General features: G+C 57.8%; 15 protein-coding genes and 1 pseudogene. All 16 read left to right on the plus strand.

Going from position 1 to position 15,935, the window contains the following annotated elements; genetic code table 11:
- Positions 1–47: 47 nt before the first annotated feature.
- The 16 genes and pseudogenes from DBY20_02965 to DBY20_03040 all read left to right on the plus strand — a co-directional run bounded on the left by DBY20_02965 (position 48) and on the right by DBY20_03040 (position 15,858).
- Positions 48–818 (plus strand): hypothetical protein, encoded by a 771-nt coding sequence (locus DBY20_02965; GenBank protein PWL78859.1) that lies wholly within the window; start codon positions 48–50, stop codon positions 816–818.
- 2 nt (positions 819–820) lie between these two features.
- Positions 821–2,143, plus strand: coding sequence for a hypothetical protein (locus tag DBY20_02970; protein PWL78860.1), 1,323 nt, complete (start codon positions 821–823; stop codon positions 2,141–2,143).
- 92 nt (positions 2,144–2,235) lie between these two features.
- Positions 2,236–4,167, plus strand: coding sequence for a molecular chaperone HtpG (locus DBY20_02975; protein PWL78861.1), 1,932 nt, complete (start codon positions 2,236–2,238; stop codon positions 4,165–4,167).
- Positions 4,168–4,202: 35 nt separating this feature from the next.
- Positions 4,203–5,075 (plus strand): hypothetical protein, encoded by an 873-nt coding sequence (locus DBY20_02980; protein PWL78862.1) that lies wholly within the window; start codon positions 4,203–4,205, stop codon positions 5,073–5,075.
- 72 nt (positions 5,076–5,147) lie between these two features.
- A complete protein-coding gene (rimI, locus tag DBY20_02985; protein ID PWL78863.1) occupies positions 5,148–6,455 on the plus strand; it encodes a ribosomal-protein-alanine N-acetyltransferase in 1,308 nt (435 codons plus the stop codon).
- 2 nt (positions 6,456–6,457) lie between these two features.
- A complete protein-coding gene (locus tag DBY20_02990; protein PWL78864.1) occupies positions 6,458–7,255 on the plus strand; it encodes a hypothetical protein in 798 nt (265 codons plus the stop codon).
- Positions 7,252–8,058 carry a hypothetical protein gene (locus tag DBY20_02995; GenBank protein PWL78865.1) on the plus strand — a complete coding sequence of 269 codons (807 nt, stop codon included), beginning with the start codon at positions 7,252–7,254 and terminating at the stop codon, positions 8,056–8,058. Before DBY20_02990 ends, DBY20_02995 begins: the two co-directional genes overlap by 4 nt.
- A 93-nt stretch (positions 8,059–8,151) precedes the next feature.
- Positions 8,152–8,361: a hypothetical protein gene (locus DBY20_03000; GenBank protein ID PWL78866.1), complete on the plus strand. Its 210-nt coding sequence runs from the start codon at positions 8,152–8,154 to the stop codon at positions 8,359–8,361.
- A gap of 242 nt (positions 8,362–8,603) precedes the next feature.
- The gene (locus DBY20_03005) at positions 8,604–8,783 is read left to right on the plus strand and encodes a hypothetical protein (protein PWL78867.1); all 180 of its coding nucleotides are present in this window, start codon (positions 8,604–8,606) and stop codon (positions 8,781–8,783) included.
- A 383-nt stretch (positions 8,784–9,166) separates the two neighbouring features.
- Positions 9,167–9,244, plus strand: a pseudogene (locus tag DBY20_03010) (rhodanese-like domain-containing protein).
- 134 nt (positions 9,245–9,378) lie between these two features.
- Positions 9,379–11,742, plus strand: a complete 2,364-nt coding sequence (locus DBY20_03015) for a dehydrogenase (GenBank protein ID PWL78868.1) — start codon at positions 9,379–9,381, stop codon at positions 11,740–11,742.
- A 97-nt stretch (positions 11,743–11,839) separates the two neighbouring features.
- On the plus strand, positions 11,840–12,169 hold the full coding sequence (locus DBY20_03020; GenBank protein PWL79403.1) for an oxidoreductase: 330 nt from the start codon (positions 11,840–11,842) through the stop codon (positions 12,167–12,169).
- 41 nt (positions 12,170–12,210) lie between these two features.
- A complete protein-coding gene (locus DBY20_03025; GenBank protein ID PWL78869.1) occupies positions 12,211–12,420 on the plus strand; it encodes a hypothetical protein in 210 nt (69 codons plus the stop codon).
- Between the two features lie 189 nt (positions 12,421–12,609).
- Positions 12,610–14,238: a lactate permease gene (locus tag DBY20_03030; protein PWL78870.1), complete on the plus strand. Its 1,629-nt coding sequence runs from the start codon at positions 12,610–12,612 to the stop codon at positions 14,236–14,238.
- Between the two features lie 379 nt (positions 14,239–14,617).
- On the plus strand, positions 14,618–15,073 hold the full coding sequence (locus DBY20_03035; GenBank protein ID PWL78871.1) for a hypothetical protein: 456 nt from the start codon (positions 14,618–14,620) through the stop codon (positions 15,071–15,073).
- 26 nt (positions 15,074–15,099) lie between these two features.
- Positions 15,100–15,858: a hypothetical protein gene (locus DBY20_03040; GenBank protein PWL78872.1), complete on the plus strand. Its 759-nt coding sequence runs from the start codon at positions 15,100–15,102 to the stop codon at positions 15,856–15,858.
- Positions 15,859–15,935: the final 77 nt, after the last annotated feature.

The following is a 15,935-nucleotide window of genomic DNA, read 5'->3' on the forward strand; positions in this document are numbered from 1 at the left end:
AGATGCAGTGATGGCCTTTCGGATGTTCGCATCCCGGGAGGCCGAATATGGGGAGGGTGACCATGTCCGATTCTGCCGAACTGAAGAACCTTGATATGGCGGACTTCAAGCTCAATGACTACGACAATATACGCATCGAGATGCCCGAGCCTCCTTCCATAACGGAAGAGGACATCGACGCGCAGCTGTTCGAATACGTGATAAGCGGAGGCAAGCAGATCCAGAGCATCGCCGATTTGGACGATGAATGGGTACGCGGTAACTTCGATGGTCTCGAGACGGTGCAAGACGTTCGCCAGTCCATCAAAGACCAATATGACAAGGAGATGGAGTACCAGCTCAATGATGTAAAGCTCCAGAACTGCTGCGAGGCGCTCATCGACAGGCTGGAGGGCGAGGTTCCCGAGGACATCATCCAGAACAACGTCGATTTCATGCGCGAGAACAACCAGCGCCTTCTGGACGGCATGCACATGAGCTTCGAGCAGTTCTTGCGCGAAGAGCACATGACCGCCGACCAATACGAGGCCAAACTGCGCGACGAGGCAATCTACCAACTCAAGCTTAACGTCACCCTCGATCTCATGGCCGACGTGCTGGGAACGCAGGTGGGCAATCACGAGCTGACGGAGTATCTCTCGGCTCCCGATCCGGAAGCCTTCCTTGCCGAGATACGCGAGAAGGACCAGGTCGAAAACGCCCGTAGAGCCGCCGTTCGCATCAAGGTCATGAGGCGCATCGTCGATACCGCGATTGTCAACGGCGTCCTTCCCGGTGCAGAGCAATCAGACGACTTCGGCTTCGTCATGGGGAGGTAGGCATGAAGGTAGAAAAGGTCAGGGAAAAGGACGGCAAACTCGAGTTGCTGGTGGAGCTTTCGTCTGCCGAGACAGCCGAGGAAATGCAACGTGCGGCCGGAAACGAGATTGCCAAGAGGGGCGTTGGGCAAGATGACCTCAAGGCATCCGGGGTGACCCCGTCGGAGTTTCTGGCAAATCTGGTGGGAGGTTCCGAGGCATCGTTTCTCATAGACGAGGGCATTATGCGCAGGCGCGCGCCCTTTGCCCTGACGGCCGAGCGCGTGGACACCATCGGCGCGCCCGTGTATCGCTGCTCTGAGCATGCTCAAATCGGCAAGCCATTCAAGTACCAGCTCGTTTGCGTGCCCGTTCCCGAGTACGAGCTCGAGAGCTACGATCCGGTCTCCATCTCCGTTCCCTCGTACGAGGTCAAGGCGGAGGAGATCGATGCGGAGATAGATCGCATGGTGCAGTTTGCCGCCACGGGCATGACCGACACGAGCCACGATGAGGTCATGAGGGGCGATAAGGTCGAGCTCGCCATGCAGACCACCATGGACGGCGCTCCCGTCAAGACGCTGTGCACCGATGGTCGCGAGTACACGACCGGCGCATTTGCGATGCCCGATGATTTTGACGAGGCCATCATCGGCATGAAGGTGGGAGAGACCAAGACCTTCGGCTTCGAGGGTCCCGATATCGTCCCGGATGCCGACGGCAACGTGAAGATGGATAGCTACGAGACGACTGTGACCGTCAAGCGCATCATCAAGTCGGTCGCGCCCGAGCCGGATGATGCCTGGGCGCGGAGCACGAAGCCGGGCATCGAGAGCCTTGAGCAACTCAGGGCCGAGGTCGAGGAGAAGATTCGCTCCCAGCACGAAGACGACTTCCAGCGAAGTGCGCAAATGCTTGCGGGCAACGAGCTTGCCAAACGCATCGTGGGCGATATTCCCGATCTCATCTACGGCGTCGCGATGAAGGAGGCGCGCGAAAACCTCAATTGGAAGCTTCAAACGGAGAACCAGACTCTCGACGAGTTCCTTGCCGCTCAGGGCATGACGCAAGAAGAGCTCTCCAACGCCCTCATGCTTCAGGTGAGAACGCAGCTCAACAGGCAATTTGCGATGAATGCGTACGCAAGGCACAAGGGGCTTGTCGTGGAAGAGGATGACCTCAACGCGTTCTTCGAATCCATTGCGCCCGGAAACGCGAATATCGCACATGCCGACTTCAACAGGGATGGCAGAATCTATGCCGCACGCTGTGCGGCCCTCAGGCTCAAGGCGGCCAAGCGGGCCGTCGAGGAGGCGGATATCACGCGTATCGGTGCCGCTTCCTAGCAACGTGGGGATTTGCTTGGTTGCACGTCGCTATCGCATCGATATATCTGGTCAAGACAGGCGTTTCGGGCACGAGTTGATGGAGGGTTTCAATGCACGAGTTTAAGACCGAGAGCAAGAAGATTCTGGATATTGTCATCAACTCCATCTACTCGACCAAGGAAGTCTTCCTGCGCGAGTTGATATCGAACGCCTCGGATTCGATCGACAAGGTCATGATCATGCGGTCCCAGGCTGCCAGTCATGCGGATGGCGAATCCCAGCTCGTCGAGGATGGTTGGGAGCCCGCCATCGAGCTCGCCTTCGATGCCGATGCCGGCACCATCACCGTAAGCGATAACGGCATCGGCATGAGCGACGTCGCCCTCGAGCGCGAACTGGGAACGATTGCCCATTCATCGAGCCAGGAGGCCAAGCTCGCCGAGATGACCGATGGCGAAGGCGACGCGGACATCATCGGACAGTTTGGCGTGGGTTTCTATTCCAGCTTCATGGTGGCCGATCACGTGAGCGTCATCTCGCGCGCGCAGGGGTCGGACGAGGCGTTTGTCTGGGAAAGTGACGGCATCGAGGGCTTTACCATCGACCGTGCCGAAAGGGACCATGCGGGCACGGACGTCATCTTGCACCTGCGTCCCAATGATGCCGCTAACGATTACACCAAGTTCCTGTCGTATCCCGCGCTCGAGGAGCTCGTGAAGCGTCATAGCAACTATATCCGCTACCCGATCTACCTCGAGACGAGTGGTGTGCGTCAGGTCGTTCCCGAGGACGGGGCCATTGACGTTGAGCCCGAGTTCGAGGAATACGTCGAGCGTCGCGTCCTCAATTCCATGGTCCCCATCTGGGCAAAGCCCCGCAGTGAGGTAAGCGACGAGGAATATGCGGCGTTCTACCAGGAAGAGTTTGGCGATCCCAATCCGCCGTTACGCATCATTACGATGCATGCGCGCGGCCTGCACAATTGCGACGTGCTCCTATTCGTACCATCCGAGCCCTCGGGCGACTTCTATAGCAGGGACTACAAGAAGGGCCTCAAGCTCTACAGTTCGGGTGTCCTGATTGACGAGCTCTACGCCGATTTGGTCCCTGAGTACTTTGGCTTTGTCCGTGGCGTTGTCGATAGTCCCGACATAAGCATCAGCCTGTCACGCGAAGGCATCCAGGAAGACCCGTTCTTGCAGGATATTGCCGCGCAAATCGACAAACGCCTCTGCCACGAGTTCGCCGTCATGCGCGATGAGGAGCGCGAGACCTATGTCGATTTCTTCTCGGGCTTCGGACGTACTTTCAAATTCGCCATCTACGCGACCTTGGGGGCGCTCAACGAGAAGCTCGAGGACCTGCTGCTTTTCTTTACCGCCCAATCGGATGAGCCCATGACCCTGCGCGAATACCGTGACGCCATGCCAAGTGACCAGCCGTGCATCTTGTTTGCATCCGGCGACGAGGCGCGCAAACTCGAATCCACGACATCCGTGAAGGCCGTGACCGAAAGGGGATGGGATGTCATCCTGTGCTCCGAGGGCATCGACGAGTTCAGCCTGATGACCCTGCGCGAATATGACGGGCTTCCCATCAAGAACGTCTCGGCAGACGACCTCGTCCTCGATGACGCCGAAAGCCTCATGCGCAAACGCGCGATCGACGAGGAAAACTCCGCATTTTTCGCGTATGTGCGCGATTTTCTGCCGGCCGATGTCGTGGAGGTGCGCTCCACGCTGCATCTTGACAAGGAGCCGGCATGCATCACGTCCGTCGGCCAGGTGAGTCTGGGTCTCGAGAGGTACTTTGCGTCCATGCAGGAGCGGTCGACGGCGCTGCCCCAGATACGCCATGCCCTCGAGCTCAATCCCGAGCATGGCATTTTCGATGTCATGCGCAAGGCGTTCGAGGCACATGACAACGAGCTCGTCGAGCGCTATGCCTTCATCCTCTATGGACAGTCGATGCTCGCCGAAGGCCTCGACATTCCCGATTTCACACGATATTCGAACGCCGTATACGCGTTGATGCAGGAGTAGCGCACGGCATGTCAGCTTAAGGGAGGTACGGACCCATGCAGTACGGTACGGTCAACGGATGCGAGATATCGCGTCTCGGGCTCGGGACAAAGCGCTTTCCGACCGAGGACAGCTCTCGTGTCGTCCATCTTGATGTAAAGACGGCTTCGGCGATATTTCAGGCGGCGATTGACGGGGGAGTCGATTTCTTCGACACCTCGTACTCGAATCACAAGGGCGAGGCGGAGAGCTTCCTCGGCGATGAGTTTGCAAAGGTCGCCAAGCCGCTGCATGTGTGCACGAGCTTCTTCGAGATGGTCGACCCGCGTTACGAGTACGTGTTCCAGAAACAGCTCAAGAAGCTCGGCAAAGAGTGCATCGACTTCTATGCGATTGAGGGCGTGACCGACATCAACAAGGAGGTCAACGTCGAATCCGGCGCGATTGACTACTTCTTTGAGCGCAAGGAGGCCGGTCAGATCGCACAGATTGGCTTCAACTCCGAGCTGTCCCCCGATGAGATGGGAAAGTTCCTGAAGCGCTATCCATGGGATTTCGTGCGCATGAGGGTCAACTTCTTCGACTGGTTCGAAGGCAGGACACGCGAAGCCTACGAAATCGCCAGCGAGGCTGGTGTGCCCATTCTCGCCCACGGGGCTCTGCGCGTGGGTCCCGCAAGCCTCTTGAAAGAGGATGCCCTGGCAGTGCTTCGCCAGGGTGATGCGCACAGGTCGAGTGTCGAATGGGGGCTCATGTTCGTGAAATCCCTCGAAAACGTGCGCAGCGTGTCATGCAACGTTCATTCGGTAGAGCAGATCGAATCCGACATCGCCGTGTTCGCAGACGATGCGGTGCTCTCCGATTCCGAGATGGAGATGTTGAAGGAAGCGGCGCGTGCTCAAAGGGGTGCATGCGGTCGTCGAGGCTAGGGTACAGGGGGCCTGTCTCGAACGGGGCTCCCATCGTGAGGGTAGAGACAGAAGGCGAGGGGTATCGTATCGGTGTCTTGGAGCAAGGAACATATTGATGCCGTCGCGCGCCTAGGCGCCGATGCCGACTACCGGGCATTCGAGCGCATCGGGCTTGATGGCATGAATGCCGCTCGCGTGCTCGACGTCGGCTGTTTCGACGGTTTCAATACGGTGCTCAAGTTTGCTCCATACATGGGCTTGTCGAGTATCGTCGGTATCGATCCGTTTCAAGATGCGATAGACGATGCGAAAGATGCCACGGCAGACACGAGGTTTTCCTGGGAGTGCACGAGTCTGCAAGACTACGTCTCGGATGATTCCTTCGACGTTGTCTACTTCTCGCATGTCCTGCAACACCTGGATGACAAGAAGGCCGCGATCCAGAAGGCATATGCCCTGCTCAAGCCCGGCGGTAGCATTGTCATCAAAACGGTCGATGATTCCGCAAAGCTTTCTCATCCAGACGATGCCGATGTCATGCGTCGCTTATTTCGCCTGTATGAAGCGCATGTGCTGCCCCGGGTCGCGCATACGGCGCATACCGATAGAAACTTTGGGGCAAAATGCCCCGCTCTCCTGCGCGATGCCGGGTTCGTGCACATCGCCCTCGATATCGTGCATGCGAATACGGTGGGCATGTCCGTCGATCAAAGACGTGGCCTGTTCGAACGCATGACGTATTTCAGACGCGCCAAGCCACAGGGGCTCGAACAGGATATCTCGCAAGAGATGGACGAGCTTCTCGTGCAGTGGGAGTCGATGTTCGAGGATGAGGGCTATCTGTTCGATACTCCGACCTTCGTCATCACGGCTCGTAAACCAGACGGGGGTCATGATGACGACGTCCTGAAATCGGAGCAAGCCATTGGCACCTTGCCGATAGAGCTCGGTGGCGGCATCTCCGCACAGCCCATGCACGAGTCTCATCTGGGGCAGGTCATGGCAATCGAAACGGCATCGTTTCCGGATCCGTGGAGTCCCCTCGCCTATGTGAGCGAGCTGCGTTACAACCACGATGCGCGCTACGAGGTGATCGTGGACCGTGCGGGGGCGGTGCTGGGCTATGTCGGCGTGTGGGTACGGGGCGACGAATCCTACATTTGCCAGATTGCCGTTGCGCAAGCGGCGCGAAGGCAGGGTCTGGGGAGGCTACTCGTCATCAGAGCCGCACAGATGAGCCGCGTACGCGGAGCGCATGTATTGCGTCTGACCGTGCGCGAGAGCAACGCGGATGCTATCGCCTTCTACAGGGCCCTGGGCTTTCGCAGCATCGGCACTTTGGAATCCTATTACGCAAACCCACTCGAGAACGGTCTCGAGATGGCGATGGAGCTGTAGACATGTCATCGGGAGGAAGCATGCTGGAAGAAGACGAGCGCGTTGCGGATGGTGCGGCTGCATCCGATACAGGCGATGCCGCGCGCAAAGACGAGGCACACGCTCGGCAAGATGACGTCGTAGCGCGAAAAACTGCCGATGGCGAGGAGGCCGATCGCTTTCACGCCTATTTGACGGGTGAATTGCGACGATATCGCATGCTCGCCTGGGTCTTGGGCGCATGCGGTTTTGCGCTTCTGATGATCGCCGTCGGTCTGAATCTCAACGGCATCATGCCCGTGAAGATCTACAACATCGCGATGTCGGTCGCCTATCTCTTCATTCTCCTCATGGCCATTACGATCTTCACGCGCACGCGTCCGTGCAGGAAGAGGATCAAGCAGCTTGAGGGAAAGCCGCTTTCCGAGATTCGTGACGACAATGCGCCCGATGGCGTGAAAATCGACAGCATGGCCCAGTTCAGGGACATGGACGATCTCTACAAGATTCTTGAGCGTGATGTGCGTACCGAGGTCATTCCCGACCTTCCGGAATACAAGCGGCTCAGGCGCATCTGGCTTGCCCTATATGCCGCGGCGCTCGTGGTCGGTGTAGCCGCACTCGTGCTCTATTACCTGTACCCGGCCCTGAGCATTCCCGCAACCTTGCTACTTCTCGCCGCTTTTGCCCTGGTGATCGTGGCGTTCTATATGGACCGGACAAAGATGAAGCCCATGCGCGTCGAGTGGGCGCGTGGCTATGGAATGACGGAGATGCAGTTGCGCGATAACTTGCGCGAGATTAAGGCAGGTCAAAAATGAGTGCCACGAAGCGAAAGAGGGCGGCCGAACGACGCGAGGCGGGCGAGGCTGCGAGTGCGCCTGCCGCCAAGGATGCGCAAACCGCTGGTCTTGACGAGATACTGCGCGACGATGACAGTGACGCCAAGCGAACCAAGAACGCCGTCGATGCCGCCATGCGAAATGCAAAGCAGGGCATGGAGATCGACCCGCGCCTCATGCAGCTCTTCAAGGATTTCAAGCTCTATCGTATCCTGGTGGTCGTCATCATCGCCATCGGCTTTGGCATGATGCTTGTCGCGATGTATCTATACAGTAACGGATACATCGATGGCGATACCCAAAACAACATCCTGCTCATGGCAAACATCGTAATCGTGGCGGGCATGGTCATCGCCTTCGGCCGCGCGCGTCCGATTCGCGAGGACATCAATGCCTGGCACCGGATCAACGCCATGGCCCTCGAGCAGTCCCATGGAAAGCACGGGGCGACGAAGGCGGACATCGACAAGATATTTCTCTCACGTGCCCGCAACAAGCACGTGCCTCCGACTCCCGAGTTTAGACGGATTCGCCGTGTCTGGATGGGGCTCATTGCTGCGGCGACGGTCATCACCATCATCGCCGCCCTCATCGCCCAGCGCAACATGTCCGATGTCACGGTTCCCGTCCTCATGATCATGGTCTCGCTTGCCATTCTCGTGATTGCGACGGTTCTCGATCGCGTGAAGATGAAACCGCTGCGCAAGGAATGGGAACGCGACCTGGACCAGAAGATCAAGGCCGCCGAAAAGGCATCGAGGAAAAGCCGCACGAAGCAATGAGAGGATGCTTGCCCCGTAAATGGTGTCGGTAGCGCAGGGGAGAGGCATCTCCCCTTGCCTATAGAAACGTCAGGTGCGTAGAAAGGAAAAGCCATGTATCCAGAAGACGAGAAGCAGGTGCGCGATTCTGCCGTCGAGCATATCGAGGAGGCGGCGATTGCCGATGGTCTCGATAGCGGGGCAAAGGCCCAGCCCGAGCAATCCAAAGAGCCCTCTGCATGGACGGCCAGCGAGGAGAACTTCGTGGAAGCTGCCGAGGAGCACATTGAAGAGGCATCCATAGCAGACGGAAAGACGAAGTAGGAAAACGGCAATTGCGCGGCGGTCTGGACAGGGGGAGGCTCCCTTGTCCAGACCGCAAAAAGAAGGGAGTGCCCATGCCTGGTGGATGTTGGATCTGCAATCCGATGTGTGGAAAGTGCCAGCCAGCACCTCTTAAATCAGCGACGTGTCCAGCATGCGGCACGCTCAATATCTTCGAAAGGGAGCGCGTTCTCTCCAAAGAGCCCCTCGTTTGCAAGGGATGCGGGGAGGACTTGACCGATATGGTTCGTCCCAAGCCCGTAAAATGCAACTACTCTGGATATATCTGCGCCTACCCATGCGGCAATTCCAAATCGCCCCGCCATGATCATGGCGATATGCCGTGCGAGAGGAATACGCCTCCGAGCGAGGAGTGGCTCGCATCTCATCCCAAGGCGCGCGCCTTCGTCAAGGGCAAATAAGCATTCAGCTCGGCATCTCAAATCCCCGTCTATATCTCTGAGCACTATAGGCCGCAAAGCCGTTTGGTCTTTGTCGAAAGCACCCTAGTACCAGACATACTAAAACGCCACAGACCTGGTCTTTAGTATGCCCTGAGCGATGTTTGAGACGTTACCCAGATGTTACCTTTCGCACTGTTCGCGCATCGCTTATCCCACCCTCCACATGTGATCGATGCGCGAACGCTTAATTCTTTCGAAAAGGGAAGGGGCATTAGCAAATGTGTTTTAGACCACCATCGTTCGACGACATGATGAAGACCTGCGAGAAGTGCGGGTCCTTCAATCCGCCCGAGGCGACGAATTGCAAGAAGTGCGGCGCACCTCTTGCCGAGCCCGATGCGGCTGCACCCACTGGTGCTCCCGCCGCCCCCGGTGCGGCTCCCAAGGCTCCCGGCGCAGCTCCCAAGGCACCCGGCGCCTAACCACTGATTTCACGAGCACTAGCTCTAGGTAGGACGTGTTTTGGGAGGTGGTTATCAAGGTCAGCCCAGATGCACCATCAAGTGGAGAGTAAGAGAAGAGTAAGAGTTAGAAATGAAAGGGGGGTACATTCATGATCAATGAGCTGAACAAAGACTTGTACAAGACAGATTGGCGTTGGTTCGAAGATGGATACGAGGTAACGCGTACTTCTGTTTGGACTGGTCCTGGCTGTCACAATGGCTGCGGCGTTCTCGCCTACGCAAAGGATGGCAAGCTCGAGCGCGTTGAGGGCGATCCCAATTTCGCATACAACCAGGGTCGTCTCTGCCTACGCTGTCTCAACATGGTTGAGCAGATCTACAACCATGATCGCATGAAATGGCCGCTGCTCCTGGACGGAGAAAAGGGTTCGAACAAGTGGAAGCGCGTAACCTGGGACGAGGCTCTCGATTTTATCGAAGAGGCCTTCCAGGATTGCTGCCGCATCATTCGTGATGAGTTCGGCGGAATCGGCCCCGAGGGCGTCGTCGCCCTTTCGGGTACTGGCCGTAACGCCATGTGGCAGGGCGCCATGGTTCTGCGTACCGCCTTTGGTTCGCCGAACATGTCCTTCGGCTTCCTTTCGGCAGACTCCTGCTATCAGCCGCGCATGACCGCGAACCTGCTGCAGGAAGGTGACTGCTGGATTCTCGATAACGCCCAGCTGCACCCCGACCGTTATAACAATGCGGAGTGGGTCAAGCCCGAGGTCGTCATCGTATGGGCTAACCAGCCGCTCGCATCCAACCCGGACGGTTTCATGGGCCACTGGCTCATCGACCTCATGCGCATGGGCACGAAGTTCGTCGTCGTCGATCCCGCGCTGACCTGGCTTGCTTCCAAGGCTGACATCTGGCTGCAGATTCGTCCTGGTACTGACTGCGCGCTTGCCCTCGGCATGCTCAACGTCATTATCAACGAGGATCTGTACGATCATGACTGGACCGAGAAGTGGACCTACGGTTTCGAGTCGCTCGTCGAGCGTGTCCAGGAGTATCCGACCGACAAGGTCGCCGAGATCTGCTGGGTCGAGGAGCAGGACATCATCGATGCCGCTCGCATGTACGCCCAGGCCAAGCCCGCTGGCATTCAGTGGGGCCTTGCCATCGACATGCAGATTTCCGCCATGGAGGCGTCCAACGCCATTGACGACATGGTCGCCATTTGCGGTAACCTCGACGTTCCTGGCGGCAACGTGCTGGTTCGCTACGCCTACAACTCCTCCAAGAAGTATGGCGCCGGCCTCGAGTTTATCTCCCCCGAGATGCTCGACCGCCGCATTGGCACGACGCAGTCCCCGATCCACAAGGCGGGCTACACGCCGTTCATCCCGCCCGATCTGCTGCTCGAGGCCATGGAGACTGGCGTCCCCTATCGCCCGCAGCTCATCTGGGTCGAGCAGACCAACCCGATTGCCAACATGGCCGGCGATGCTCCGCGCGTCTACAAGGCATGGAAGAACATCAAGTACACGATCGTTGCCGATTACTACTTGACCCCGACTGCCGTCGCATTTGCCGACTGCGTCCTTCCGATGGCAATGTCCATCGAGCGCGATTCCTATCGTTCTTGGTGGCAGCCGCTGCGTACCATCACCGCGTCCGCCGGTCGCTACTACGAGTGCAAGTCTGACGAAGAGCTCGTTGTCACGATGGGCAAGCGCTTCAACCCCGAGTTCTACGGCCAGTTCGAGACGACCGAGGACTTCCTCACCTGGATGATCCAGGACGAGGGCAACGGCGTCGACTACACCTTCCAGGACCTCAAGGAGAAGGTGTACGACTGGTGGGATTGGAACGAGACGTATCGCAAGTACGAGAAGGGCCTGCTCCGCGAGGATGGCAATCCCGGCTTCGTTACCGCGACCGGCCTCTTCGAGATCTACTCGCCGCTGTTCGACGTCTGGGGCTTCGATCCGCTGCCGCATCACATGGAGCCCTACGAGTCGCCGTATCGCACTCCGGAACTCTTCAAGGAGTATCCGCTCATCTACACGTCCGGACACCGCCACATCGGCCTGTTCCACTCCGAGCATCGTCAGTTGCCGCACATGCGTCAGATTCATCCGACGGCCATCTGCGACATCTCGCCCGAGCTCGCCGAGGAGCTTGGCGTCGTCGAGGGCGAGTGGGTCTGGTTCGAGAACCCCCGCGGTAGGTGCAAGCAGCAGGCTCACATCGCTCCTGGCCTGATGCCCAACCTGGTCCGTGCCCGTCACGGCTGGTGGTTCCCCGAGGAGGAGGCGGCCGAGCCGCATCTGTATGGCGTGTTTGACTGCAACGCCAATAACCTCACCACCATGGGCGTCTATGGCCCGACTCACTATGGTGCTCCCTACAAGTCGACCCTGTGCAAGTGCTACAAGGTGACGCCGGAGAACGACCATAGCGAGACCGAGGTCATCACGACCGAGCCCCTTACCGGCTTCCACTTCACGCGCTTTGAGGGGGTGTAAGAGAATGCCTACAGCAGAAGAGATGAACCGCGGTTTTGACGCATTCAAGTACTGGGCCGAGTTCAAGGATTACAACGCGAAGCCCGTCCAGAATGGTCTGCTCATTGACTACGAGTTCTGCACTGATTGCCACTCCTGCGAGATTGCGTGCCAGATGCACCTTAATCTGGAGCCTGAGCAGTGGGGTATCAAGACCCTCGAGTACGGTCCGACCAAGAACGTCAAGGGCGACTGGGAGTGGACGTATGTCCCGATGCCCACCGACCTGTGCGATGGCTGCGCGGACCGCGTCGCCGAGGGACGACTTCCCATGTGCGTGCATCATTGCCAGTCCGGTGTCATGTTCTATGGCCCGATCGAAGAGCTGGCAAAGAAGGCCGCCGAGAAGCCGAAGATGGTCCTTTTCACGCTGGACCAGGACAAATAGTCGAAGGCAAGCATAAGTATTGACTAGCTTGGGAGGTTGTTATGTCTCAACAGATGAAAGGCGGTTTTAGGCCGCCCCCAATCGGGAACATCCTTTGGAAGTGCCCTGAGTGCGGAACGTTCAACGCTGCGGAGGCGCCGACTTGCAAGAAGTGCGGTGCCGACAAGGTGATTACCGACGACATCGCTGGTGCTACCTATAAGCCCATTGACGAGTCGGAGCGTCGCAACCAGGACAGGAAGTTCAAGTAAGCGGTCTTACGCTTGGCGAAGCTGGAGGTTTCGGTATGGAGGGAGCCTCCAGCTTCTTGCTATTGGTTTCGTTTTACGTTCTAGAAACTTGATGATTCGCGTGCTGCCTGGTCCGTGCATGGGGAAAGGCGGTCCTCAAATGGCAGCTCGACGAACGACCCGCTCATTCTGAATAGGAGGGAATGAGTAATGAATCTTCTGATTTCTTTTATACCGATTATCGTCATGATCGTGATGATCGTCGGCTTCAAGGTGCGCGGTGACATCACCGGTACGGTGGGCTGGATACTCACCATTGCCGTCGCGGTGTTCTTCTTCAATACCGATTTCGTCTTCAGCTTGCTTGCTTCGCTCAAGGGCCTGCTCGCATCGATGGCGATTACCGGTATGGGATTCTTCGCGCTCCTGCAGATCACCTTCATGCAGGAAACCGGCGCCTTGCAACGTGTCGTTGTCTGGATCAAGACGTTCTCGCATGGCGACAAGCCCTGCCAGATCATGGTCATTAACGTCATCCTCGGCTCGATGCTCGTCTGCGTGGGTGCGACCCCCGCAATCATCTTGCCGCCGATCATGTTCGCCTTGGGCTACACGACCGTCATCGCCGTTGCACTGCCTTGCATCGGTTACGATTCGCTTTGCACGTTCGCCATGTTGGGCGCGACCGTCGTCACGCTTACGGACATCCTGACTGGCGCCGGCTTTACGATGATAGACGGTACGGCTCCGACGTTGCAAGTCGTCGCGCAGTACTTCACCAATTACCTGCCTGTCATCACGCCGTGCATCTGCCTTGCCATGCTCTTTATGGCAGGTGGTGCCAAGCTGCTCAAGCAAGGTTGGTTGCCTGCGCTGATCACTGGTCTGTGCATGGGTGGTTTCGCGTTCATGTTCAGCCATCTTGTTCCGCAGTCCATCGTTCTCATGGGCGTCCTCTGCGGCGCATGCTCGCTGGTCGTGATGCTGCTCTACATGAAGATACGTGGTATCCAGTTCTTCGACAGGTCGGGTTTGACCGAAGAGGACAAGGAACTCGAGAAGGAAATCCCGCTTTGGAAAGCTCTGCTTCCCTGGGGTCTTCTTATCTTCTTCTGCGTGATTACCAACTTCGTTGGCCCGCTCAAGGACATCCTGTACTCCGGTCCGCTCGAGATGCGCGTCATCCTGTGGCCTGGCGATGCCGGCCAGCCGATGCGCGTGATCTGGAACGCCTACTTCTGGGTGCTCATCTCGACCATCATCTCCGCCATCTGGCTCAAGCCGCGTAATGGTTCGAGTTGGGGGACCATCCTCAAGAAGTGGAACAAGCGCTGGGCTCCGCCCACCATTAGCTCCATCGTCTACTTCATGATTGCTTACGTCATGATGTACTCGGGCTACAAGTTTGGCGTCAATGCCGCTGGTGTCGAGACGTGGTTCCTCGATCCCGCGAACCAGGACACCAACATCATCGCGCTGTGGGCGCATTCCGCCGCTGCGGCATTTGGCTGGTGGTATCCGGTTGCCAACGGCTTCCTCGGCTTGCTCGCCGGCTTCGTAACTGGTTCGGAGACTTCGACGATCGCACTGTTCGCGAATTACAACCTGATTTCCGCACAGGATCTTGGTTTGAATCCGCTGGCGGTCATCGCGTCCGGTGGCATTGCCGCCGGCCTTGCATCCGTCATCACGCCGGTGAAGCTCCAGCAGTCTGCTGCTTCGCTTGACGAGGTCGGTGCCGAAAGTCAGGTTCTGCGCAAGGTGCTTCCCTATGCTCTTGTGTTGGTGACCATCTCGGTAATCATGTCCCAGATATTCGCCATTACGATTCCCGCCTAGGCTTTTTATCGGGAATCGCATCTGGAGGGATGCGTGGAGGGAGCGCGGCTTGCCCGCGTTCCCTCCTTTTCTTTGAGACAGGGGGATGAGACAGACGACCAGGCCGAACTGTCTGTGGGTGGGACATCGGACCTGTTCACTTCTCCCACCCCCTGGCACTTGGCAGGCTGCCAAGAAATGCCGGCGCGTGACCGCGCGGGAAGTCATCGTGCCACGTTTTCCGGTCACTGACCGCTATGTTTGGCAGCTCGCCACGTTTTCCGGTCACTGACCGCGAAACGTGGCACAAGGTGGGGTTGTCCGTATGACTGTCCGCCCATGGGGTGTAGAATCACAGAACGCATCGTTGCGTTCTCGTGCGCATGTGGGAGGTTCGGTCGTGTTTAAGGTTCGCTCGAAATACTTGCTGCTTATTGCTGCTGCCGTCTGGTTCATCGCTGGTGTGAACATCGCCCGTCTCGGTGTGCTTGCGATCGGGGAGGGAACGACGCCCCTTTGGATGCTCGTTGTCGGCATTCCGGTCATTTGGGTCCTCTTTCACATGATGTTTAGCAAACTCGTCGGCAAACATGCCGATCGCATCAGGGGATACGGCGAAAACCGCATGCACGTGCTCCGCTTCTTCGACGTGAAGGGATATATCATCATGGCCGTCATGATGGGTGGCGGCATTTCGTTGAGGAGCTTCGGTATCGTTCCGACTTGGTTCGTTGCGTTCTTCTATACGGGTCTTGGCATCGCGCTGGCCCTCGCGGGTATCGGCTTCCTCATCCACTTTATCAGGCAGGGCAAGGATCTTGTCTGTCCCGTCACGAAGAAGCGTCGGCTCGCTTGACGCGAGCCAGCTCCTTACGCAACGCAATGGAGTTCCTGATCGTCTGTCCGCTCGTCTTTCTGGCGGGCCTTGTCGATGCCATAGCCGGTGGCGGGGGATTGATTTCCCTTCCCGCCTACTTCTTCGCGGGCCTTCCCGTCCACAACGCGATTGCCACCAACAAGCTCTCGAGCACGATGGGCACGACCGTTGCCACCATTCGGTACGTGATGTACGGCTACATGGTGAAGTGGCTCGTCGTTCTCGGCGTCGCTTGTGGGCTGCTCGGCTCGTTTCTAGGGTCAAACCTCGCCCTCGTGGCCGACAGTGTGGTGCTCATGGTCTTCATGCTCGTGTCGCTACCTTTGATTGCCTATATCGTGCTCCGAACGCGCGATCTGGATGGGTTTGCCGATAGGCCGCTTTCGCGGACGAGGACTTTCGCGCTTACGGGATTGATAGCATTCGCGATCGGCATATACGATGGCTTTTACGGACCCGGGACGGGCACCTTCCTCATCCTGCTACTCACCACGCTTGCGCATCTCCCGCTCGAACAGGCACAGGGAACAACCAAGGCGATTAACCTTTCCACCAACTTTGCCGCGCTCGTGGTCTTTCTGGCAAGCGGAAACGCCATCGTCGTTCTCGGACTCGTGGCCGGTCTCTTCAACATCGCGGGCAATTGGATTGGCGCGACGCTCTTCCACAAGAAGGGCTCGTCAATCACGCGTCCCATCATGCTTGTGGTCATCGTGCTCTTTGCCATCAAGCTCGTAAGTGATTTGTTTGGTGCGCTCTTGTAGGGCGGATTGTCCTATACTGCATCTGCGCGCCGCCCTTTTGGCGGCATGATTGCAGCGAGCAAACATGAGAGGGAGCA

The sequence above is a fragment of the Coriobacteriia bacterium genome, from assembly GCA_003149935.1.
Taxonomy (GTDB): domain Bacteria; phylum Actinomycetota; class Coriobacteriia; order Coriobacteriales; family QAMH01; genus QAMH01.